The sequence below is a fragment of the Sphaerochaeta associata genome, from assembly GCF_022869165.1.
GTDB classification, from domain to species: Bacteria; Spirochaetota; Spirochaetia; order Sphaerochaetales; family Sphaerochaetaceae; genus Sphaerochaeta; species Sphaerochaeta associata.
On the sequence record NZ_CP094929.1, the window covers coordinates 3395411 to 3416440 of the forward strand.

Consider the following 21030-nt stretch of genomic DNA (forward strand, 5'->3'; position numbering starts at 1 on the left):
ATGGCAGGCAACGGACGCTTCACCACCATTCTCCTGTTCGAGGCTTTTGAGAAGGCCCTCATGCAGTTCATGCATGAGGACGCGCAGGTTCTTACCTGGCCACGGGCCAAGGCGAGCCTTGCACACTGCCTGGCCGGCCAACTGCAACGGAGTCTGAGAAGCGTCCTCGGCTTGAGCGAGGACAGCGCCAGTCCCGCTTTCTTCTCGCTTCCGCAGGATATCAAGGTCGATATTCTGGTCGAAGGGTGTGACATCCTGGTACACGACCGAAAAGGCAAGCACCTGTTGGGCATCGTCCTTGGCTACGACTATCTGTCCAAGGCACAGCAGGAGCACCTGCATCAACTCAAGGAGCAAGGCTTCAGGCTCGTCCTGGGGGTCTCGTTCTTGATGCAGAAGGAGTACGTCCTTCTCTACAGTCCGAAACAAGAAAGTCTTGAGTACTATCACTTCAACAAACAAGATGGTACGACACACCACCTCATGCAGCGCGACGTAGAAGGCGAAGCCGATGATCGTCAGCTCTCCTTGGGAATCAAGGTACGAAAGAAGCGGAAGCCTATACAGGATCAATGACGCGGTGACGGCCGGTCATCTTGTCCACACCCCGCTTGTGGGCATCCTCACATCCATTCCAAGGTTTATCCATATTCTCCGACTTGTACTTCTGGGTCATCCAATGAACATCATTTGCTATTCTGTCCAGGTTGAGCACCTCGGTCTGGGTCAGGTCATGTACAAACTGGGCGAGCAACGAACCCGATAGAACGGCCGGAGCCGTTTCCAACAGAAGCTGGAAGTGATGCAGGCAAAACCCTTTGCCTTCCTGCAGGGCAGAACGGAAAGCTGAGTCCTCCCCCCATAGATAGCAGGTAGTGAATAGATAGCGATCCAGGCGCTGCTGCATCGCACTACAGACCAAGCATCCTTTCTCGCGCTTTTGCATATCTTCCTTCAAGGATTGTATGGCCTTCTTGGCCTGCCTGGGATTCTTGGTCCCCAGCAGGCTGTTTATCGATTTCTCAAACTTGGTCCGTGTCATGCCAAGGTATGTATCGGTCATCAGAGCGATGCCCTGGGGTTTGTTGGCGGCTGTCAACAGCTGCCAATGCTTGGTACAGAACCCGCTCTCATTGACCTTGACCCGAGTCCCGGGGTTCATGACCGAATTTCCCAGATAGAAGGAAAGAGCATCCTTCTGGGCCTCGGCCATCAAATCACACACGTAGCACTCACTCTTGCTTGCAACACCATCCCATACAGGAATGGTTTCCAGTTCAAGCTTCATACAGCTACCAAGGCTTCAACCTTCTCGACGATTGAAGCAGCGGTAAAACCGAAGGTTTGTGCAAGGTAGGCAAGTTTCCCGACTTCCCCGAAACGTTCGCCGACATTGACGAAATCCATTCGGGTCGGCTGTACCCGGGCGAGGTGTGCGGCAACGGCCTCTCCGATCCCGCCTGCATACCGGCCGTTTTCACAGACCAGGATCCGGCCGGTTTTTGCTGCCACCTGCTCGATCAAGGGATAATCGAGGGGACGGATGGTATGCAGGTCGACCAAGGTGGCTTTCACTCCCTTCTGGAGCAACAGCTTCACCGCCTCCTGGGCGGCATTGACCATTACTTCTCCGGTAGCGAAAATACCGACATCCGATCCTTCGGCCAGGACTATGCCCTTGCCCAATTCAATGGGAGTTCCCACCGGGTAGCGGTGGGTGGCACCCTTTCTGGGAACCCGGGTATAGGAAGCCTTGTTCAGCTCATAGGCCTGACGGATCAACTCATACAGGCTCTGGGCGTCGCTCGGTTCGATGATGGTGACACCGGGAACCTGTCGCATGAGGGCGATGTCCTCGAACGGCATGTGCGTCCCGCCGTTGAGCTGTGCGGTAATGCCCGGGTCGCTTCCGATGAGATGCACTGTTTGGCCTGTGTATCCGACAGAGAGAAAAACCTGGTCGTAGGCGCGACGGGTGGCAAAGCAGCCAAAGCTGTGGGCGAACGGAACCAGACCCATTGAGGCCAGGCCCGCAGCCACACCCACCATATTCGCCTCGGCGATACCACAGTTGTAGAACCGATCGGGATAGCGCGAACAGAAGGATCCCGAGCCGAGACAGCTGGCCAGATCGGCATCCAGCATCACTACTTCCTTGTGCTCGGAAGCAAGATCATTGATGGCAGCCATCGCTGCATCGCGCATATTTTCACAGGTACTTAAATCTCTCATAGCGTTGCCCCCTCGCGAGCATACAAATCGGCGATGGCCTTCTGGGCCGCCTTCTGGTCGAAAGCCATGCTGTGGTTGGCTGCCACACCCTCTCCGGGAATAAATCCGTAGGACTTGATGGTGTCCAGGATGATCATGCTGGGTCGGTCCACAACCGCTTGGGCACGCTTTACGGCGCGGTCGATCTGATCGAAGTCATGGCCGTTGATCCGCTGCACATGCCAGTTGAATCCAAGCCAGCGGGTCTCGATGTATTCCATGTCGGAAATGTCTGAGACATATCCGTCCAGCTGCTGCTTGTTGTAGTCGGTGAAGGCGATCAAATTGCCCAGCTTCCACTGGCTGGCTGTATGGGCTGCCTCCCAGATCTGGCCTTCCTGACTCTCCCCGTCACCGATGATGGCATACGTACGGGCATCCAGGCCTTTGATCTTCTGACCCAAAGCGATGCCTACAGCAGCGCTGAAACCCTGACCGAGCGAGCCGGCGGTGAAATCCACTCCGACTGTCTTGTTCATGTCACAATGGCTGGGAAGATTGGTGCCCCCACTGTTGAGCGTTTTCAGAAGCTCGGCGTTAAAATACCCTTTACTGGCCAAGGTTGCATACACTGCCGGCCCTGCATGACCTTTCGAGCAGACAAAGCGATCGCGGTCTTCCTTCCTGGGATTGCTTGGGTCGATCCTCATTGCTTCATAATAGAGATAGGTGAGCACTTCCACGATGGACATACTTCCGCCGATGTGTCCCGAGCCAAAATTTCCGATTTCCTCAATGGTGAGCCTGCGGATTTCCAACGCCTGCTGCTTGAGCCGTTTCATGTCTAGCATCTCGTTCCCCTATTTTTGGTATTTCATGTGCATAAGCTGCTGCAACCGGTTCTCTCCCAAGGGGGAGACATCGTATCCTGCAGATGCCATCTGTGTTGTGATCACCGTCATTTGTGCTGCCCGCTCAAGAAGCTCAATCTTATCGAAGGCCTCAAGCATCGAATGCCCGAGGGTTACCGCCCCATGGTTTTCCAGCAACAACACGTCGTGGTCGAACGCCTTCACCGCCGCAATCTCCGCAAGGTTGACCGTCCCCATCAGGCGGTAGTCGACCAGAACAGGGTCTTCAAGAATATAGTAGGATTCGGCGATCAAATGGGTGTTTATCGCACACTTTCCATCCTTCTGTATGGCGGTGAATGCCGACACATACGTAGGATGGGCATGCACGATCGCTGTACAGTCGGGGCGGGAGATGAGAATGAGGCGATGCATCTCGGTCTCTATGCTCAGGCGCAGCTGAGGCGTCAGGTTCTTGCCGTCAATGGTGACTACTGCGATGTCCTCGAAGGTGAGCAAGCCTTTATCCAAAGCGGAAGGAGTGATGCAGAACAGATCCTCATTTATTCTCAGGCTGATGTTTCCGCCACTGGCCGTGGTAAGTTGCCGGTCGTACAGGCGCGTCATGAAAGAAGCGACTTGTCGCCGCTGTTGTTCGTATTGTTTGATATCCATAGGGCGAGTATAGCATGTCTCCGGTATCGTGGGAAAGGAAAACCATCCTCACCCAAGGCTTGAGATGCACAAGGGGTTTTGCTACAATGGCCACTGTTCGAATACCAAGGAGACGTATCAAGATGAGGATGTCCAAACTCTTTTCAAAAACCCTTCGCGAGGCCCCGAACGGTGCTGACAGCAAGGGCTACGAGTATTTGCTTCGTGCAGGTTTTATCCGCCAATTGGGAGCCGGTATTTTCAGTTTGCTTCCCTTCGGCTTCAATGCAACCAAGAAGATTGAGCAGGTCATCCGCGAGGAAATGAATGCAATCGGAGGCCAGGAAATCCTGATGCCCTTGGTCAACCCTGCCGACATCTGGAAAGAGACCGGTCGGTACTACAGCATCGACAAGGAGATGAGCCGCTTCAGCGACCGTGTCGGTCGTGACATGGTGCTTGCCATGACCCACGAGGAAGCTGTCACCGACCTGGCCCGCGGTGAGATCGACAGCTATAAGCGCCTGCCGCTTCTGGTCTACCAGATCCAGACCAAGTGGCGCGACGATCCCCGTCCCCGTGCCGGCCTGATCCGCGTGCGTGAATTCACCATGAAAGACAGCTACTCCTTCGATGTCGACCAAGCGGGTCTGGATGCCCAGTATGCCGCCCATTACAAAGCCTACTTCAGGATTTTCAGTCGGTGTGGTCTTCCTGTCATTGTTGTCGGAGCCGACAGCGGCATGATGGGAGGCAAGATCTCCCACGAGTACATGTACCTCTCCGCCATCGGTGAGGACACGATCATCACCTGCCCGACGTGCGGATACACCGCCAACCGCCAGGTGGCGACCTTCAAGAAAACCTACTATACCGAGCCGATGAAGCAGACCGAGAAGGTTCTCACCCCCGATTGCAAGACCATCGATGAGCTTGCTGCGTTCCTGAAGATTGAGAAGCGGCAGACCGCCAAGGCTGTGTTCATGGTCGGAACCTTCATCAACGATACCAATGGCGAGGAAGAGGACAAGCTGATCGTCGGCATCATCCGTGGCGATCTGGAGGTTGAGGAAAACAAGCTCCAGAATGCCGCCCGTGCAAACGCCCTCAGGCCCGCCCATGCAGAGGAGATCCTTGCAAAGAAGATGGTCCCCGGCTACGGCTCGGCCATCGGATGCAGCAAGGATGTCCTGGTCATCGTCGATGACTCGGTGGCAAAGAGCAACAACCTTGTCGCAGGGGCGAACGAGGAAGGGTATCACCTACTGAATACCAACTTTGAACGCGACTATACAGGCCAGACCGCCGACATTGCAAGTGCTGCAGCCGGCTATGCCTGCCCCGAGTGCGAAGGGAGTCTTTCTGCTTCCAAAGGCGTTGAGGTTGGAAATATCTTCCAGCTCAACACCCGCTACAGCGAGAGCATGAACTGCAGTTATCAGGATGAGGGAGGAGTCCGCAAGCCTGTCATCATGGGTAGCTACGGCATCGGGGTGGGACGCCTTCTCGCCTGTCTTGCCGAGAACTATAGTGATGAACAAGGGCTTTCCTTGCCCATCTCCGTTGCACCGATGCAGGTACATCTTGTCAGCCTGGTAAAAGACGCCGAGATCGGCGAGCAACTGTACAAGCAGCTCAGTGCTGCCGGTGTTGAAGTGCTTTATGACGACCGCAAGGAGTCCGCCGGTGTCAAGTTCGCCGATGCCGACCTCATCGGGCTTCCGATCCGCATCACTTTGGGCAACCGCTCCCTGAAGGAGGGCAAGGTCGAGGTGAAACTGAGAAGAAACCTAGAAGAGACCTTCAGCTTCGAGCTGGCCACGGTTGTGGAAGAGACCAAGGCCCTCATTGCAAAACTCAAGGCCGAGCTTGAGGATCAGGTTATCGAGAAAGAGTGGAAGCAGGCATAAGCCGATGTGCTTCCTTCCAAAAAACCTTCGTCTTCGGGCGAAGGTTTTTATTTGTCCGCACCCGCTCTCTTGGCATCGGGAATAGACGGCCTTACACTGCAAAAGGAGGCTGATGATGAAACACATCTCTGCACTTCTCATTCTTTTGCTGGTTCTCATGTTTCCCTGCTTTTCTTCGGATGAGGACCTTTACCGTGCGGCGTCAGTGGGCAACCCTTCCGATGTCGTGCTCGCAGCTGTCAGTACAGGCTCCCTGTTTGTCGAAGAGGAGGACGGCTGGAACGCCCTCTTCTATGCGGCGACCAACAATGCCGATGTCACAGTCCTGCAACTGTTGCTCGACAATGGGTTTGCCGTCAACCAAACCGACAATCAGGGAATGACTCCTTTGATGTACTGTTGTGAGTATAATAAAGCTCCTTCAGTGACTGCCTTTCTGTTGGAAAAGGGGGCCGACGTACAGACACGCTCTCCCAAAGGAGAGTCCGCCCTGCATCGGGCCTGCCTCGGCAAGGCGGGCAAAGAAGTGATCGACCTACTATTGAAGGCCGGCGCTTCTGCCGGACAGACCAATATCTACGGACAGACTGCTCTCCACTTTGCAGCTTACAGCGGAAGCGGTGGAGACATCCTCACCACCCTCATCCTTGCAGGAGCAGCGGTGAATCAGAAAGATTATATCGGAAAGACGGCGTTATTGTACCTGATGGAAAGACAACCGGATAAGGATGCGATAGAAGCAATGCTCATATTCGGTGCAAATCCGGATCTTGCTGACAACGAAGGCAACACCGCATTGATGATGGCGGCGGGAAGAGCAAACGATGGAGATATTATCAAGCTGCTGGTACGCCATGGGGCCAAAGTCGAGTCGCGCAACCTCTCTGGTGTCACCGCCTTGATGTATGCAGCTGCGTACAATCAGAATCTTGATGTGCTGGATGAGCTGATCAATGCAGGGGCTGAAATCGACACAACCTCCATAACAGGGATGAGTGCATTGGCATATGCGGCCTGGCACAACAGCAACAGGTCCATCACCTCCCGCCTGCTCGCCCATGGTGCCTCGATACACAGCACCGATGAGAAGGGGCAGACACCTTTGATGTATGCAGCTGCAGCAAATCCCAATGTCGAGGTGGTCAAGCTGCTTCTTCAGGCAGGCTCGGATTCCGACAGGAAAAATCTGGAAGGCTATAGCGCCCGAGAGTTTGTACAGATGAATCCCAACAAAGAGAGTATTGCTCCTCTGTTCAAATAAACTCTTACCGCTCAGACTGTTCAATGGGGTCAATGCAGAAGCGTAGTACATTTGCTCAAGCAACGTGAGCCACAGTCAGCCTCTCATACAAAACAGGCTTTCTTCCATACCCTGGGAGAAAGCCTGACTGCTTGGATAGAGAAGATTTAGTTCGCTCCCATCTTCTTCAGCTGGTTAACAATATAGGTTCTCTTGGCAGCCTTGGCATACTCGAGTACCGAGTGGCCCTGATAATCCCTCGCATTGATGTCTGCGCCTGCTTTCAGCAGGGCTGAAATGACGCGGGTCTCGGGGTTGCTGTTCACCGCCATGATCAAGGCGGTCTCTCCGAGGTAGTTTCGGGCGTTGAGGTCGGCCCCTGCCTTCAAAAGCTCCTCGATGATCTTCGGGCTTTCGCTCTTGTTTGCTGCAAGGTGCAGGGAGTTGGAGCGGTACTTCGGCTCGGCTTCCTGAATGTCAGCCCCTGCTTCCAGCAAGGCTTTCAATACATTGACCGAGGGGTTGTACTGGGCTGCAAGCATAATGGGAGTAAGGCCCCACTCGTTCTGGGTGTGAATGTCAGCACCCTGGTCCAGAAGGCTCTTGATTTCCTTCACCTTGGTAGCGGTTACAGCAGCTGCGAGCAACTTTTTGTTCAGGGTTTCTTCACGTTTCGCCATATCACTATATCTCCTTACTCATTATTTGATTTACACTTATCTATACACAGTATTTCAAGTTTTCCTGATATTGTATAGCCTCGCAGGTGATAATTTTCTGAGTTTGGCTTTCCCCTCCCCCAATTGACTGCTTTAGGATTTGCCAGTTCATACAAATATGCTGTATGATGCTTGTATGGTAACGAAGGAAATCATCCAGCAGGTTCCGAAAGTGGAACTGCATGACCATCTTGACGGTGGATTGAGGATCCAGACCATTCTGGAGCTTGCCAAGGAGCAGCACGTTGAGCTTCCCAGCAATGATCCGCAGAAGTTGCATGACTGGTTTGTCCGCGGTTGCAAGCAAAAAAGTTTGACTCTGTATCTGGAACCCTTCGGTGTAACCACCCAGGTAATGCAGACCCAGCAGGCCCTCGAGAGGGTTGCCTTCGAAGCGGTTGAAGATCTGGCGCGCGAACATGTCTGCTATGCAGAAATTCGTTTTGCTCCCATTCTCCATGTCAACAAGGGCTTGAGTCTCGAACAGGTGGTACAGGCTGTGCTTGATGGACTGCAGCGGGGAACAAGGCAGACAGGCATGCCCACCGGCTTGATTTTGTGTGCAATGCGCAACCAGAGCCCGAGCATCAGCCACACCATTGCAGAACTTGCAGTTGCCTTTGCCGACCGGGGTGTTGTCGGATTCGACCTGGCAGGTGATGAGATCGGCTACCCTCCCAAGAAACATCTGGAGGCTTTCCAGTTCATCCGCAACAAGAACTTCAACATTACCATTCATGCAGGGGAAGCCTTCGGCGTGGAGTCGATCTGGCAGGCGGTACAGCTGTGCGGCGCCCACCGCATCGGACACGGTGTGCGTCTGGTCGAAGACATGGGGCTTGAAGGGTCAAGAATCGATGAGATGGGTTCGCTTGCGAATTTCATCCTCGACCGCCGCATCCCGATGGAGATGTGCCTGACCAGCAACGTAGGAACAGGAGCCGCCAAGGACTATGCAAGCCATCCCTTCCCTATCTTGTTCCGCAACAAGTTCCGTGTATTTTTGTGCAGCGACAACCGCCTGATGAGTGATACCAATCTCACCCGTGAGATGGAACTCGCCGTACAATATTATAACCTGAACATTCGTGACCTGGAGAAAATCACCATCAATGCGATGAAGTCAGCTTTCATCCATCACGACCAGAAGCTTTCCATCATCTACGATGTGATCAAGAAAGGATATTTGGCCATCAGGGAGCAGTACGGTATCACCGATTATTAAAGGGTTCGCTTGAACACGTCGATGGGGTTGATACGCATCCTGATCCTGCAATACAGATACCCGAAAACCAATCCGCTCAGATGCGTCAGGTGAGCTACGTTGCCGCCTCTGCCGAACACATGGCTGGACAGTTCGATGATGGCATAGAGAATGACCAAGATCGGGGCCCGAACGGGAATGAAGCCAAACACAAAGATTACCGAATAAGGGTAGAAGACGGCGAACATCAGCATCACCCCGTAGATGGCTCCTGAAGCTCCTACCAGAATTACGTTGGTTCCGGCCAGGTAATAGCTGACAAAACTGGCAATACCGCCGAACAATCCGGTCAACAGGTAGAAAAGCAGAAATTCCTTGCTGCCGATTCTTTTCTCGACCATCGAACCAAAAATGAAAAGGCTGAGCATGTTGAACAGCAGATGATTAAAACTTCCATGCACAAACATGTAGGTAAACAGCTGCCACAGATAGCCGTTGAGCACGAAGGAAGGAATCATTGCCAGGTAGTAGGCACTACGAGGATACAGAAAAGCGGTAAGCAGATAGATCAAGGCATTGATCACCACCAGCTTCAAGGTATAATTCTTATATGTACCATCCCGGAATCTCCGGTTGATGAGAGATGCTTTCTTCATAGGCTATACAGTATAAATTGCAGGTCAAATCGTCAATTGTGCAATTTTTGCACAATAATCAGAGGGTGTGCAAGCAATGCACAGTGCTTTGGGAGGAAAATCCTATCCAGACACCGTCATTTGAAGGATTTCAAGTTGGCATGCTAATTGCATTGTTATAAGTAGAACAGAGCAACATTTTTTTCATACTCCTCCTTTTTCATACCGACAGGGTGCCAAGAGATTTACCCCAATCAGCTTTTGGCATCCTTCTTTTTTTGTACTTATTCTGCGCATTTTTGTATTGCTGTAACTTTTTTTCACACTGGGTCTTTCAGTTCTACCTTCAACTCCATTACATTAAGCTATATAGCAAGTCCATATGTACAACTTATTAAGTTGGCACGCAAGTTGCAGTATAATTAGCAGAACAGAGCAACAGTTTTTTTCAAACCTCCTTAAAGTGTGATTTCTTTGGTGCCAGCGGTTCTCTCTCCCCACCCCACAAATTCCGCTGGCACCATCTTTTTGCCCTCCGGTGTGCAATCGAGAAACCATGTGAAGAAATTGCACAGGTGTCACCCATCTACATAACTCAAATACATGTCTTAAAGTATTTATACATAGCTAATAGTTGTCTATTTAATACTTGGCATGCATGTTGCATCATGATTGACAGAACAGAGCAACCGTTTTTTCAACCTCCTTTTCGTGTTTTACCTTGGGTGCCAGTGAGAAAAACCTTCCCACCCCACATATTCTCACTGGCACCTTTCTTGTACCCTTTTGCCTGCTTTGGTATAGTCTAGATATGGCAACCAGCAGAAGAGACCGTGCAGACTCCTATACAAAACGTGCACACAAGGAAGGCTACCCTGCACGCTCCGTCTACAAACTTGAAGAGCTGCAGCAGAGTTTCAAGCTCATCAAGAGCGGCGATACCGTATTGGATGTGGGTGCAGCTCCAGGGTCGTGGACGCTCTATACCCATAATGAATTGATCAAGGGCAAGGGAACAATTATTGCAGTCGACCTCAATCCCCTGAACCTCAATCCGGTACCTGTAACCGTCACATCCTATGTCGGGGATGCATTCGGAAAAGAGATGAGGGAAAAACTCATCTCCCACGGCCCCTACGATGTCATCATCAGTGACGCCGCCCCCATGACGATGGGAAACCGGGCAGTCGATACTGCACGCAGTGAGAATCTTGCCGAGCAGGTTGTCTACCTTGCCCAGGACCATCTGAAGGTACATGGAAATCTAGTGGTCAAAATCTTTCAGGGGGGAGGACAGGTTGAACTGCTCAAACTCATGCGCACGCTCTTTGCAAAAGTTAAACCTTTCAAGCCGAAAGCCTGCAGGGATGACTCCTTCGAGATTTATCTGGTAGGCTTGGATCGGTTGGAGAAGTGATTCAGGATTTTTTTGCCTTGGCAAGGTTCCTTGCTGCACCTTGGTGGTCAACCAATTCCAGAACTCTGATGAAGTATTGAATGGCCTGCTCTTTCCGATGATAATGCTCAAGCTCAAGAACTCCAAGATTGTTCAAAGCCTCTATCTGTGTCGGGTCTATTTCCACAATTGAGCAATACTGTTCATATGCGATGTCAAGATTCTTTGTCATCGCATCATGTGCTGTTTGCATACGTGAAAGAACATCAAGGACACGGTCATAGAGTTCAGCATTTGCAAGAATATCCATCCGCAAAACAATGAATTTCTTTTCTTTGCTGGAAATTACTTCCTTCTGGGCTTTTGCATACCAATCGATTGCATCCTGTCTTTTGCCGCTCAAATAGGCAATATCGGCAAGTAAGCGACAAAGCCTGAGACTTTCTCCATATGTCTGTATTGCTCCTAGAAGCTGTGTATACGCGTCTTCCATCTTGCCGGCACCAAACGTTATCAATGCCAGGTTGTACACCAATCCAACGGAGGGACCGCTGTGCTTGATGAGTTTTCGTGTGAAGCGTTCTGCTTCAGGCCAAGAATTCTGCACCATGGCGTTTAGCATTCTTCGTTGATAGTACCATTTCAATACATCCATACTTTCCCCACATGTTGATGCCGATGATTTTTTCCTCGGCATCAACTATTCACTGAGATTTTACAGTACGAATACACCAATAATCATCAGAACAGCCAACGTCGTGATGCCTTGTAACAAGGTAACACCAGTCTGCGTCTTGTAGGCGGTGGTAGTATCCATATCGGAGAACTGAGAAACCACCCAGAAATAACTGTCGTTTGCGTGTGAAACAGTCATGGAACCGGCTCCGATGGCCAGCAAGGCAAGGACCTTAGCAATCTCGCTAGTCCAGCCAAGTTGACCCATCAACGGTGCAATCATTGCACTAGTGACAATCATGGCAACAGTTGAAGCACCCATTGCGGTTTTAAGCAATGCTGCAATTAAGAAGGGAATCAGCAATCCTGCATTCATCTGCATTAAAGAGTTACTAAGTATATCGGCAATCGGCAGGGTCTTCAATACTGCACCGAGGGCACCACCAGCACCGGTAATAGCCAAAATACTCGCAGAACTCTCAATACCTTCACTGAGCCAGGTGAATGCGGCGCCTTTCTTTTCTGATTTGGGAATCAGGGTAACTGCAAGGCCTACGCCAAGAATCAAGGCGGTCACTGGATTACCTATGAAATCAAAGAAGGACTTTGCAACACCTGTTCCAAACGGAGCTGCAGGAAAGTCTGCTACTGACTTTAAAGCTATCAATACGATAGGAAGCAGAATTGGCGCAAAAGAACGAATTGCTCCAGGAAGCTTTCCATATTTTTCAACCAATTCTTCAAGAGAAACCTCGGGATTGGCTGGAATGTCGAACTTGCTGGAAATCTTCATTGCATAGAGATATCCAACCAACATGGGTGCAAGGGAAACCAATAAGCCAACAAGAATCACCAGACCCAAGTCAGCATTGAGCGTACCTGCCATGATGATCGGTCCCGGAGTAGGAGGCACCAGGCAGTGCGTCGAGTAAAGACCGCTGCTGAGACATGTCGCCATCACCGCAAGCGAGATGCCGGATTTTGCAGCCAGTGCTCTATTGATTGGAGAAAGAATGACGAAACCGGAATCGCAGAATACTGGGATACTGACAATATAACCTGTGATACTCATCGTAAGGGGAGCGCGTTTCTTTCCTACTATATTCAAGATGGTATTGGCCATTGTCAAAGCAGCACCGGTTTTCTCGAGAATCGTCCCGATGATGGTTCCTGCAATGATGACAATTCCGATGCTTCCCAAGATGGAGCCGAAACCGGAGGTCAATGTGTTGATTAGTGCATCAACCGGCATTCCTCCCAGAATCCCTACAAAATACCCTGCTAGCAACAACACGATGAATGGATGCCACTTGAACTTGGATATCAAGAGTATCATTCCTACGATTGCGACAATGATGATTAGAAACAAATACCATCCTGCCATTTTTTCTTCCTCCTGTACTGATACTAAAAACCTTATTCTTCAAGAATAAGGGAAGATCCCAATGTATTATGAAAATGCATCTCGGAATTCTCTGTTGCCAAAACAATGGCATCGTTGCCGCTGCAATGGGATATTCCTAGAATTGAGATTCCCTGCCTTTTAAATTCATCAATTGTGGTTTTTGTACGACTCATATCTGATTCAACCAGATGGGTCCCTCCCAGCAGTGCATAGATAGGCGAAGAAAACTGCTGGCGTACCGTATCAAGCATATTGAGGATTCCTGGATGGGAGCATCCGACCAAAACAATCAATCCTTTGCTGCTTTCTACAACCAGAAGTACTTCATCCGAAAAATGATCCGGCATCCAACCGTTCGATGTCCTCACAACAAATCGGGGATGGATGGTCTCTTCAGGATGGAGATTGAAAAAGTTCGTGACCATCCAAATCCCTGGAAATATTTCTTTCTTTTCTTTGATTATTTCATGCTTGATACCGTGTTGTCTCAGATACAACGTATTAAAGTCATTGCCCAGATATTGGTAGGAAGCATTGAACCGAGCATATTTCGGGTTGAAAAACCCATCACCGGTATACAGGGTGTAGGGATGATTCGGGTACGTCTCTACCAATGGCCGAAACCCACCACTGTGATCATAGTGGCCGTGACTGAGTACTATATGCTCAACAGCATCCAAAGGCTTGTTCAGTTTTTGTGCGTTTTGCAAGAACGCTGAGCTTCTACCGGTGTCAAACAATACCGATATAGAATTCATCTCCACTAAGAAAGAGAGCCCGTGTTCAGCAATCATGCCGGTGTGCTCTCCTTCGGTATTCTCTTCAAGTGTGGTTATTTCAAGTGCCATCATAGATCCTTAATGAACATCTAACTCATCAGAGGTCTGACAAGTTGAGCTAACAATAAACCCTCCTCAGTCACCTTGTCAACGAAAATTTTTACAGAGTCCCATAATGCAATTGAATATCAGATAGAGCGTTTCGCAAGTGATCTTCCATTGCTTTGCTAGCTTCCTGTGAATCATGGTTCTTGATAGCTTGAAGCATCCTGCCATGTTCGATGATGGATGATTGTAATCTTCCTGGAGCATGCAGGCTCGCATACCACCCCTCATTGAGCGTTTGGTCCATGGTGCGCATCAGCACTGTAAGTGTTCGGTTCTTTGTTGCTTTTGCTATAGCCAAATGAAATGCGCTGTCACTTGCTATCGCCTTGGAAACATCACCATCTCCGACATGGGCGACGAAGGCGTCGTAATGAGACTGCAGAGCTTCCAAATCTTTTTCTTCGGCACGTTCACATGCCACCCAGGCTGCGTGTGGCTCGATCAACAAGCGAACCTCGAAATGTTCCCGCAAGGAATCTGCATTCTCTACCACCCACTCCTTGACCGGATGCCTCTTTGAAGTCATGTCGTTGATGAAAACACCCTTGCCCTGATAAACTTTCACTACGCCTGATACTTCCAACATACGCAAAGCCTCACGAATTGAAGACCTGCTTACTTCGAGTTTTGCTGAGAGTTGCTTTTCACTATAAAGCTTATCCCCCGGCTTGAGTTGTTCAGTCCGAATAATTTCGTTGATGGCATCGGTAACCATGATTGATAGACGTTCTTTCTTGAGCGATTGCATGTGCGTATCGTAACGCTTAGTGTGCAATGGTGCAAGTAATCTTACTCTGGCAATCTATGTGTGTTTCTTCTATACTGGTTTTATGGAACCCATACACACAGTCGTAGTCATCGACGGCCAGGGTGGAAGCCTCGGAAAAAGTTTGGTTGAAGCAATAAAAAAACGATTCGAACAGGTATACGTACTGGCCATCGGGACCAACAGTCTTGCTGCAAGCGCCATGCTGCGCAGCGGTGCAGATGGAATTGCCACCGGGGAGAACCCGGTCGTGGTTGCTTCCCGGAACGCCGATCTGATCATCGGACCGTTGGGAATCATAACAGCCGACGCCCTGCACGGGGAGATTACACCGACAATGGCTGTTGCCGTTGCCCAGAGCAAGGCCCATAAGATCCTGCTTCCGATCAGCAAGTGCAATGTGAGCATCGTAGGAAGGCAGGACCTGAGCCTGACAGAGATGATCGAGCTCGCCCTTTCCGAGATTGCAGCCTTTCTTGACAACCAGCCATCTGGCTAGTACAATACGCCCAACCAAGCCCTATGAAGGGGCTGATCCTAAACCGTTTACCTGTTTACGAAAAGAGCCATGAAGGCAGAGAAGGATGACAGTCCTTTGCTTTCATGGCTTTTTTTATGGAGTTGTCCGTGGAACTGTATAAAAAGCCCCTTCCAGAGGGAACCACCTTATGTGTCTACAACCGTGACCGGCTCATCTTCTCAGACAGCGGCCGCTGGCTCACCCCGCTCTTCGCCCTTGAGCGATTCCTGGCTACATACAGCGGCGAACGCGATTGCCTCTGCGCCCACGACACCGCAGCAGGGAAAGCGGCTGCGGTATTGATGAGCCGCATGGGAATCAAGCGATGTCACATAAATTTGGTAAGCGACCTTGCTGTTGCATTCTATGAAGAGCACGGCATTGTGGTAAGTTGGGAGAAACGCATCGAACGTCTGGCCTGTAAAACTGAGGAGTTGCTTGCCGATATGACCAGCGAGGAGGAGATGTACCGCCTGCTCAGAAGACGCGCCAAGCTGGTACGAGGGGTAAGCATTGAAGCCAAAAAGGTCTCGTTTGCCTACGCAGACCAAAAACCGATACTTGAAAACCTGTCATTTTCTGTCGAAGAAGGGGGAAGGCTCATCATCCAAGGCGACAACGGCATGGGTAAAACCACCCTGCTCAATGTACTGATGGGAAAGCTCAAGCCTACCGGGGGAGTCGTTCTCATCGACGGCAAGGAGCCCTCGACTTTAGCAAAAAGAACCATCGGATACATCAAGCAGCAACAGACCCAAGAACAGTACCCCGTCTCGGCGCGGGAGGTGGTCAGCATGGCCGTCGATCCAAATCTGGACACCAAGCAACAAAAATGGGAGATCGACACAGCCCTTAGGAGGACCGGTGTCTTTGAGATGGCTGATCGGAATTTCTTCACCCTCAGCGGTGGGGAGCGGCAGAAAGTGTCGCTCTCACGGACGCTCTGCCAAAAGGCCCGGCTTTTGCTTCTCGACGAACCCACATCATTTCTGGATGCCAAGAGTCGGACGACCCTTGTAGAAGTACTGCACTCCCTCACCGTCGATGAGATGCCGACCATTGTGATTGTCACCCACGACAAGGAGCTTGAGGCCGATCTCGCCTGGCCTGTTCTCCGTCTGGAGGGCAGGCATGCATGATTTTCTGTTCGCCCTCAGTCTCCCCCCGGTTGCACGGGGTCTGGTTGCGATGGCCATAGCAGGCCTGTGCTTTCCGGCAAGCGGAGTGATGGTATTGCGTCTGAATCTGGTACCGATGCGCTATATGCTCATGCATGGGGTGATTCTCGGCGGCGCACTGTCGCTTGCATTCTCCCTGCCGGTACTACCCACCAGCATCCTGCTCAATGTTCTGCTCGTCTTTCTCATGCTGCACTTGAAAGGAAATTCCTCCCATGGCTTCGGGCTTGCCAGCGCCGCTGCAATGGTCTTCTCCATGGCCCTAGCCTCCTTGGTCATGCATGTGTGGGATGTACCGGCCAAGGATACCCTGCAGCTTTTATGGGGGAGTCCGTTCGCCCTTGATGCACTGGATATTGCAGGCTTGGTTGCCATTGCCGCACTCTTGGTTCTCTATCTGGTGCTTGGTTTCCGAACCATCAGCGCAATGTTTTTCGACCAGGAGATCGCCCAGTCGTTGGGAATGAGGGTGAAGCTGCATCATACTCTCATGGTACTGCTCATCGCCTTGGTCATCGCTTTTGCGATGAAACTGCTTGGAGCGTTGCTCATCGACGCCCTTCTGATCCTTCCGGTCATGGTTGCAAGCAAGCGTGCAACGAGCTTGAAGCACCTCTTATGGTATTCGTGCCTTACCGGTCTATTCATCTCGACTCTCGGCTACTTGCTGGCCGTTGCCACCGACCTTCCACCCAGCGGAACGATTGCCTTGCTTTCGGCTCTGCTGTATCTCGCCCCAACATCACACAAGAAAGGAACCGTTGTATGAAAAAATTGAGTATCGTCACCCTGTTGCTCATCGTATCCGCCTCACTCTTCGCCCAGGGAGTGCCGGAGGACGTGGCGGCCTCGGCGGCATCCAGGCCCGCCGCCATTGTCGCATCCACCAGCTGGACAGCAGCATTTGCAGACTTGGGCGGCCTCGATGACGTCCCCTTCATCGCCCCGGCAAACCTGATACATCCGCCGGAGTACGAGATCATCGTCGGTGATGTATTGAAGATCAACAACGCCGACTACTTCATCTATGCCGGCTATGAGCGGATGATGCAGAGCATGGGCTCCTCGATCAAGAAAGACGAGGCTTCGATGATCAAAATCAACACCAACAACAGTATTGAAAACGTCAGGGAGCAGGCAAGCCTTATCGCTGCTGTGATGGGGACGCAGGCCGAAAGCTCCAAGCGTGTTGCACAGTATGTACAGGTTGTGGAAGATGGAGCCCGGAAGGTCAGGGAACAGGGTCTGGACCAGCTGAAAGTCTACTGCCACAGCATGCAGGTGTTTCTTGCCAAGGACCTGGGTCTCTCAGTGGCTGGAACCTTCGGCCCCGGTCCCGTCACGGCCGCCCAGATTGCAGAGGTTGCCAAGGGTGGATACGACCTTATCATCGACAACATCCACAATCCGATCGCCAAGCCTTTCTTGGAGGTGTCACCAACAACCAAGGTGGTGGTATGGCGCAACTTCCCCGACAGAGGTGGGAGAGACAGCCTCGCCGAGATGGTCGGCGAAAATATTGAAGTATTGCTGCAGTAGAGAAAGTGAAAAGAGCTGGGAGATAAACATTGCTTTTTCTCCCTTTTCGTTAGTCTATAATCTCGTCCTTCTTTGTGGGTTTGTACATGTTACATAGACTTCAACTGGGTTGTTACTACAGCTATGAACTAATTATTCTGACCTACCCAGCAAAACCTATTCAAAACTTCTCTATTTAGAGGTTTCCAGCACCATGAATTTATTTGCTTAGGTAAACAGAGCGGCAACTGCATCAACAAATAAAAAGAAGCAGCCATGATATGGTAGTTGAATCCATACTTGATCAGTTTTAAAGTTTTTTCTACTGTATCAAACTGTTGATAGCTTTCTGGATATGTTCTTCCATTATCGAACGTGCTTGCACTGCATTCTTTTCTTTCAAAGCTTTCAATATCTTTTTATGGAAGTAAAGGCCATCTGAGTAGCCATACAGGACATTCAACAATTCCAAATTACGCAAAGTCTTGTCAAAAACCTCAGAAAGAGCTCCTAAGAGCAAATGATTCTGGGATGCCTTTGCAATTTCCAAGTGAAACATCAAATCATGTTTTACAAACTCTTCGGAATTGCCAATATTGGCCTGCATTTCATGGTAGCTCTCGTCGAGCATTGCAAGAATATCCCCACCGATTCGACCGGCGGCAAGAAAGCAAGTGATCGGTTCAATGGCAAGCCTGAATTCAAGTACTTTCCTGACATCCAAAAAATCTTCTGAAGTTATGGCATTTCTTGAGGAGGTTAGAAGTGAAAGTTGGTTCGTCAGAACGAATGTACCTTTACCGTGGATACTTTCCACTATTCCTTGGGATGCCAGACTCTGGATTGCCATACGCAAACTATGTCTGCTCACCTTCAACTCTTGGGTCAAGGTATTTTCCGAAGAAATCTTCTCTCCAACCCGCCATTCACCCGACTCAATTTTATCCCGCAAATACATTGTGATTTGTTGGACTATCGGAGTCCGATCAAAGCTCATAGAATCCATCCTTCAAATAGCAGTTGGTTGTCTCATACAATATTGAACATAGTATCGCAGAACGTTGTTGAAGAAAAGTCCAACCAATAACATAATCACTTTTTGTTGAATTTCCACCATTCCACAACCAAATTCCACAATTTGATTATAGGCTACTCAGTCTATGTTGAAATAGCCTATAACCATTACAAACACTCACTTTATTTCACTAAATATCCGCCATCAACAGGAATGATTACTCCGTTTAAATAGTCTGAAGCATGCGATGCCAAGAACAATACAGGTCCCTTTAGATCAACAGGAGTTCCCCAACGCCCGGCAGGAATCCGCACAGTGGTTTCATCCCTTCTAGACTGGGACATGGTTGCACACATCTCAGTGTCCATGTATCCTGGAGCTATAGCGTTGATATTGATTTTCCTACCAGCACAATCGACGGCTAGGCTCTTTGTCAACTGGGTCACTGCTCCCTTGGATGCAGTATATGCCGGAACCGTTGTCCCTCCAAACCAAGAAACCATTGACCCAATATTGATTATTTTGCCGCCTTCTTCTTGTTTGAGCATCACTTTAATCGCTTTCTGGCAGATTATGAAAACATGGTTGAGGTTGATGTTCAAAACAAGGTCCCATTCTTCAATCGGAAATTCCTCAGGCAAGTGACGCCGTTGTATTCCCGCAGCAGGAATCAATACATCAAGTCGACCGCCCAGAAGTTCCAAGGCTTCGTCAAACATCCGATTGATTTCGTTGCGGTCTCCAAGATTTCCACTCACTCCAAACGCTTGATACCCAAGGTCCCTATATTCCTCCACAACCTCAGCAAGCTTATCCTTTTGAAGATCCATCAGAACTACTTTAGCACCATTTTCCAGAAGCCCTTCTGCCATTCCCCTAGAAAGACCTTGGGCTCCCCCAGTAACGATGCAGCATTTATTCTCTACACTAAACTCTTTCTCGATACTAAACTTCATATTTTACCTCTGTTTTTTGTTATGGTTGTTGCATGGTCCCGTCAAACCTTCTGGTTTGCGTCCACACTGTGGTTTCCTTCGTGCAGGGATACTTGGCTGCTTCCTTCTCATTGACGGTGATACCCAATCCTGGCCGTTCGTTTGGATATACATACCCTTCTGAGTACTGTGGCAACCCATTAAAGACATCCAATAAAGCCTCCTTCGGGCCTGATAATTCCTGGATTACTTTATTCGGGGGTTCCGTACCAGACCACTCCTGATACCGCACATTTGAAGATGCAATATCGATATGAACATTGGCCGCATGTCCTACCGGGGAGAGATCCCCAGGACCATGCCAAGAAATATTCACACCATATTGTTCAGCGAAAATCTGAACCTTACGGGCTGGAGAGATTCCACCAATCTGAGAGATATGGATACGGATATAGTCAATAAGGTGTTTTTCGATCAAGGATTTCCATTCTACGGGGTTGTTGAATAGTTCTCCCAAAGCCAAGGGAGTACTGGATAATGGACGCAACCCTTCAAGCCAGTGCAGATTTTCCAAAGGAACCAAATCCTCCAAGAAGGCCAGCTGATATGGTTCCAACCCTTTCAAAAGCCTCATGGCATCGGGATAATCCAATCGCTCATGAACATCATGGCATAGATCTACATCATACCCAACCTTGTTTCTAATACCTTCAAACAATTTAACTGTGTCCCTGATATAGGATTTTGAGTCGAGATATACACCATCCATCGCTCCTTTCGGAGCGGAAGCAGGCGCCTTGCTGTAACCGCCACCACCATATCCACCCAATTGACAGCGGATGCATTTGATGCCAGATTCTTTGTATTTCTGGATGTTATCACATATTTCATCCAAATCAGCCCCATCAGCATGGCGATATACTGCCACACCTTCCCTGACCTTTCCCCCAAAGAGTTGATACAAAGGCATATTGGCCATCTTCCCCTTGATGTCCCATAGAGCCATATCAATGCCAGACATCGCATTGTTTAGAATCGGTCCATTACGCCAATATGCATTGAAACTCATCAATCTCCAGATTTCTTCGATATTGGAGACATCACGCCCAACCAGCAATGGTTTAAAATAGTCAATCAAGATTTGTTCTACTGCCAAATGCCGATATGCGAATGTCGCACAACCTAACCCATACAATTCCGGCTCAGATGTTAGAACCTTCACCACTACCAGGTTGATGCCTTCTGGTGCAGTGTTAATCACAGTGATATCTCTAATTGTTATATTCACAACAACTCCTTGAAAAAAATTTT

22 protein-coding genes are annotated in these 21030 nt (G+C 49.9%); 9 read left to right on the forward strand and 13 right to left on the reverse strand.

What is annotated here, in order from left to right; translation table 11 throughout:
- Positions 1-576: a hypothetical protein gene (locus tag MUG09_RS15745; protein WP_244772385.1), complete on the forward strand. Its 576-nt coding sequence runs from the start codon at positions 1-3 to the stop codon at positions 574-576.
- On the opposite strand, the gene MUG09_RS15750 is transcribed toward MUG09_RS15745, so the two are convergent.
- The 4 genes from MUG09_RS15750 to MUG09_RS15765 are packed head-to-tail and all read right to left on the reverse strand — an operon-like array spanning position 560 to position 3737.
- Positions 560-1288: a DUF6062 family protein gene (locus MUG09_RS15750; RefSeq protein ID WP_244772386.1), complete on the reverse strand. Its 729-nt coding sequence runs from the start codon at positions 1286-1288 to the stop codon at positions 560-562. The two genes, MUG09_RS15745 and MUG09_RS15750, sit on opposite strands and share 17 nt — an antisense overlap.
- Positions 1285-2232: a transketolase family protein gene (locus MUG09_RS15755; protein WP_244772387.1), complete on the reverse strand. Its 948-nt coding sequence runs from the start codon at positions 2230-2232 to the stop codon at positions 1285-1287. Before MUG09_RS15755 ends, MUG09_RS15750 begins: the two co-directional genes overlap by 4 nt.
- Positions 2229-3062: a transketolase gene (locus MUG09_RS15760; RefSeq protein ID WP_244772388.1), complete on the reverse strand. Its 834-nt coding sequence runs from the start codon at positions 3060-3062 to the stop codon at positions 2229-2231. The genes MUG09_RS15755 and MUG09_RS15760 overlap by 4 nt, the downstream gene beginning before the upstream one ends.
- A gap of 9 nt (positions 3063-3071) precedes the next feature.
- Positions 3072-3737, reverse strand: coding sequence for a class II aldolase/adducin family protein (locus MUG09_RS15765; RefSeq protein WP_244772389.1), 666 nt, complete (start codon positions 3735-3737; stop codon positions 3072-3074).
- A gap of 122 nt (positions 3738-3859) precedes the next feature.
- Here MUG09_RS15765 and MUG09_RS15770 point away from each other — a divergent pair, with 122 nt between their 5' ends.
- Both MUG09_RS15770 and MUG09_RS15775 read left to right on the forward strand, forming a co-directional pair.
- Positions 3860-5626 (forward strand): proline--tRNA ligase, encoded by a 1767-nt coding sequence (locus MUG09_RS15770; RefSeq protein WP_244772390.1) that lies wholly within the window; start codon positions 3860-3862, stop codon positions 5624-5626.
- A 115-nt stretch (positions 5627-5741) separates the two neighbouring features.
- On the forward strand, positions 5742-6887 hold the full coding sequence (locus tag MUG09_RS15775) for an ankyrin repeat domain-containing protein (RefSeq protein ID WP_244772391.1): 1146 nt from the start codon (positions 5742-5744) through the stop codon (positions 6885-6887).
- Positions 6888-7033: 146 nt separating this feature from the next.
- Here MUG09_RS15775 and MUG09_RS15780 read toward each other — a convergent pair whose 3' ends face one another.
- A complete protein-coding gene (locus MUG09_RS15780; RefSeq protein ID WP_244772392.1) occupies positions 7034-7546 on the reverse strand; it encodes an ankyrin repeat domain-containing protein in 513 nt (170 codons plus the stop codon).
- Positions 7547-7721: 175 nt separating this feature from the next.
- On the opposite strand from MUG09_RS15780, the gene MUG09_RS15785 reads away from it, so the two are divergent.
- Complete coding sequence (locus MUG09_RS15785; RefSeq protein WP_244772393.1) at positions 7722-8810, forward strand: adenosine deaminase; 1089 nt, start codon at positions 7722-7724, stop codon at positions 8808-8810.
- On the opposite strand, the gene MUG09_RS15790 is transcribed toward MUG09_RS15785, so the two are convergent.
- A complete protein-coding gene (locus MUG09_RS15790) occupies positions 8807-9445 on the reverse strand; it encodes a rhomboid family intramembrane serine protease (RefSeq protein ID WP_244772394.1) in 639 nt (212 codons plus the stop codon). The genes MUG09_RS15785 and MUG09_RS15790 overlap by 4 nt on opposite strands.
- A 790-nt stretch (positions 9446-10235) precedes the next feature.
- Here MUG09_RS15790 and MUG09_RS15795 point away from each other — a divergent pair.
- Positions 10236-10841, forward strand: a complete 606-nt coding sequence (locus MUG09_RS15795; protein ID WP_244772395.1) for an SAM-dependent methyltransferase — start codon at positions 10236-10238, stop codon at positions 10839-10841.
- Between the two features lies 1 nt (position 10842).
- Here MUG09_RS15795 and MUG09_RS15800 read toward each other — a convergent pair whose 3' ends face one another.
- The 4 genes from MUG09_RS15800 to MUG09_RS15815 form a co-directional block, all read right to left on the reverse strand.
- Positions 10843-11475, reverse strand: a complete 633-nt coding sequence (locus tag MUG09_RS15800) for a tetratricopeptide repeat protein (protein ID WP_244772396.1) — start codon at positions 11473-11475, stop codon at positions 10843-10845.
- Positions 11476-11535: 60 nt separating this feature from the next.
- On the reverse strand, positions 11536-12879 hold the full coding sequence (locus MUG09_RS15805) for a GntP family permease (RefSeq protein ID WP_244772397.1): 1344 nt from the start codon (positions 12877-12879) through the stop codon (positions 11536-11538).
- Positions 12880-12911: 32 nt separating this feature from the next.
- Entirely contained in the window at positions 12912-13751 is an 840-nt protein-coding gene (locus MUG09_RS15810; RefSeq protein ID WP_244772398.1) for an MBL fold metallo-hydrolase, read from the reverse strand.
- An 88-nt stretch (positions 13752-13839) separates the two neighbouring features.
- A complete protein-coding gene (locus MUG09_RS15815) occupies positions 13840-14535 on the reverse strand; it encodes a FadR/GntR family transcriptional regulator (RefSeq protein WP_244772399.1) in 696 nt (231 codons plus the stop codon).
- Between the two features lie 82 nt (positions 14536-14617).
- Between MUG09_RS15815 and MUG09_RS15820 the strand changes: the two genes are divergently transcribed.
- From MUG09_RS15820 to MUG09_RS15835, 4 genes are all read left to right on the forward strand, one after another.
- Complete coding sequence (locus tag MUG09_RS15820) at positions 14618-15052, forward strand: DUF3842 family protein (RefSeq protein ID WP_244772400.1); 435 nt, start codon at positions 14618-14620, stop codon at positions 15050-15052.
- A gap of 128 nt (positions 15053-15180) precedes the next feature.
- Positions 15181-16212: a DUF1893 domain-containing protein gene (locus MUG09_RS15825; protein ID WP_244772401.1), complete on the forward strand. Its 1032-nt coding sequence runs from the start codon at positions 15181-15183 to the stop codon at positions 16210-16212.
- Positions 16205-17020 carry a metal ABC transporter permease gene (locus MUG09_RS15830; RefSeq protein ID WP_244772402.1) on the forward strand — a complete coding sequence of 272 codons (816 nt, stop codon included), beginning with the start codon at positions 16205-16207 and terminating at the stop codon, positions 17018-17020. The genes MUG09_RS15825 and MUG09_RS15830 overlap by 8 nt, the downstream gene beginning before the upstream one ends.
- Positions 17017-17790, forward strand: coding sequence for a metal ABC transporter substrate-binding protein (locus MUG09_RS15835; RefSeq protein WP_244772403.1), 774 nt, complete (start codon positions 17017-17019; stop codon positions 17788-17790). The genes MUG09_RS15830 and MUG09_RS15835 overlap by 4 nt, the downstream gene beginning before the upstream one ends.
- 301 nt (positions 17791-18091) lie before the next feature.
- Here the strand turns inward: MUG09_RS15835 and MUG09_RS15840 are convergent, their stop codons facing one another.
- From MUG09_RS15840 to MUG09_RS15850, 3 genes are all read right to left on the reverse strand, one after another.
- The gene (locus tag MUG09_RS15840; protein WP_244772404.1) at positions 18092-18766 is read right to left on the reverse strand and encodes a FadR/GntR family transcriptional regulator; all 675 of its coding nucleotides are present in this window, start codon (positions 18764-18766) and stop codon (positions 18092-18094) included.
- 200 nt (positions 18767-18966) lie between these two features.
- Positions 18967-19740: an SDR family NAD(P)-dependent oxidoreductase gene (locus tag MUG09_RS15845; protein ID WP_244772405.1), complete on the reverse strand. Its 774-nt coding sequence runs from the start codon at positions 19738-19740 to the stop codon at positions 18967-18969.
- Between the two features lie 19 nt (positions 19741-19759).
- Positions 19760-21007: an enolase C-terminal domain-like protein gene (locus MUG09_RS15850; RefSeq protein WP_244772406.1), complete on the reverse strand. Its 1248-nt coding sequence runs from the start codon at positions 21005-21007 to the stop codon at positions 19760-19762.
- Positions 21008-21030: the final 23 nt, after the last annotated feature.

Coding starts and splice junctions, on each gene's coding strand:
- MUG09_RS15765 (WP_244772389.1), bottom strand. CDS start 3,737: ATGGATATCAAACAATACGAACAACAGCGGCGACAAGTCGCTTCTTTC.
- MUG09_RS15800 (WP_244772396.1), bottom strand. CDS start 11,475: ATGGATGTATTGAAATGGTACTATCAACGAAGAATGCTAAACGCCATG.
- MUG09_RS15745 (WP_244772385.1), top strand. CDS start 1: ATGGCAGGCAACGGACGCTTCACCACCATTCTCCTGTTCGAGGCTTTT.
- MUG09_RS15830 (WP_244772402.1), top strand. CDS start 16,205: ATGCATGATTTTCTGTTCGCCCTCAGTCTCCCCCCGGTTGCACGGGGT.
- MUG09_RS15780 (WP_244772392.1), bottom strand. CDS start 7,546: ATGGCGAAACGTGAAGAAACCCTGAACAAAAAGTTGCTCGCAGCTGCT.
- MUG09_RS15820 (WP_244772400.1), top strand. CDS start 14,618: ATGGAACCCATACACACAGTCGTAGTCATCGACGGCCAGGGTGGAAGC.
- MUG09_RS15775 (WP_244772391.1), top strand. CDS start 5,742: ATGAAACACATCTCTGCACTTCTCATTCTTTTGCTGGTTCTCATGTTT.
- MUG09_RS15795 (WP_244772395.1), top strand. CDS start 10,236: ATGGCAACCAGCAGAAGAGACCGTGCAGACTCCTATACAAAACGTGCA.
- MUG09_RS15815 (WP_244772399.1), bottom strand. CDS start 14,535: ATGCAATCGCTCAAGAAAGAACGTCTATCAATCATGGTTACCGATGCC.
- MUG09_RS15840 (WP_244772404.1), bottom strand. CDS start 18,766: ATGAGCTTTGATCGGACTCCGATAGTCCAACAAATCACAATGTATTTG.
- MUG09_RS15810 (WP_244772398.1), bottom strand. CDS start 13,751: ATGATGGCACTTGAAATAACCACACTTGAAGAGAATACCGAAGGAGAG.
- MUG09_RS15750 (WP_244772386.1), bottom strand. CDS start 1,288: ATGAAGCTTGAACTGGAAACCATTCCTGTATGGGATGGTGTTGCAAGC.
- MUG09_RS15845 (WP_244772405.1), bottom strand. CDS start 19,740: ATGAAGTTTAGTATCGAGAAAGAGTTTAGTGTAGAGAATAAATGCTGC.
- MUG09_RS15755 (WP_244772387.1), bottom strand. CDS start 2,232: ATGAGAGATTTAAGTACCTGTGAAAATATGCGCGATGCAGCGATGGCT.
- MUG09_RS15785 (WP_244772393.1), top strand. CDS start 7,722: ATGGTAACGAAGGAAATCATCCAGCAGGTTCCGAAAGTGGAACTGCAT.
- MUG09_RS15805 (WP_244772397.1), bottom strand. CDS start 12,879: ATGGCAGGATGGTATTTGTTTCTAATCATCATTGTCGCAATCGTAGGA.
- MUG09_RS15790 (WP_244772394.1), bottom strand. CDS start 9,445: ATGAAGAAAGCATCTCTCATCAACCGGAGATTCCGGGATGGTACATAT.
- MUG09_RS15760 (WP_244772388.1), bottom strand. CDS start 3,062: ATGCTAGACATGAAACGGCTCAAGCAGCAGGCGTTGGAAATCCGCAGG.
- MUG09_RS15770 (WP_244772390.1), top strand. CDS start 3,860: ATGAGGATGTCCAAACTCTTTTCAAAAACCCTTCGCGAGGCCCCGAAC.
- MUG09_RS15835 (WP_244772403.1), top strand. CDS start 17,017: ATGAAAAAATTGAGTATCGTCACCCTGTTGCTCATCGTATCCGCCTCA.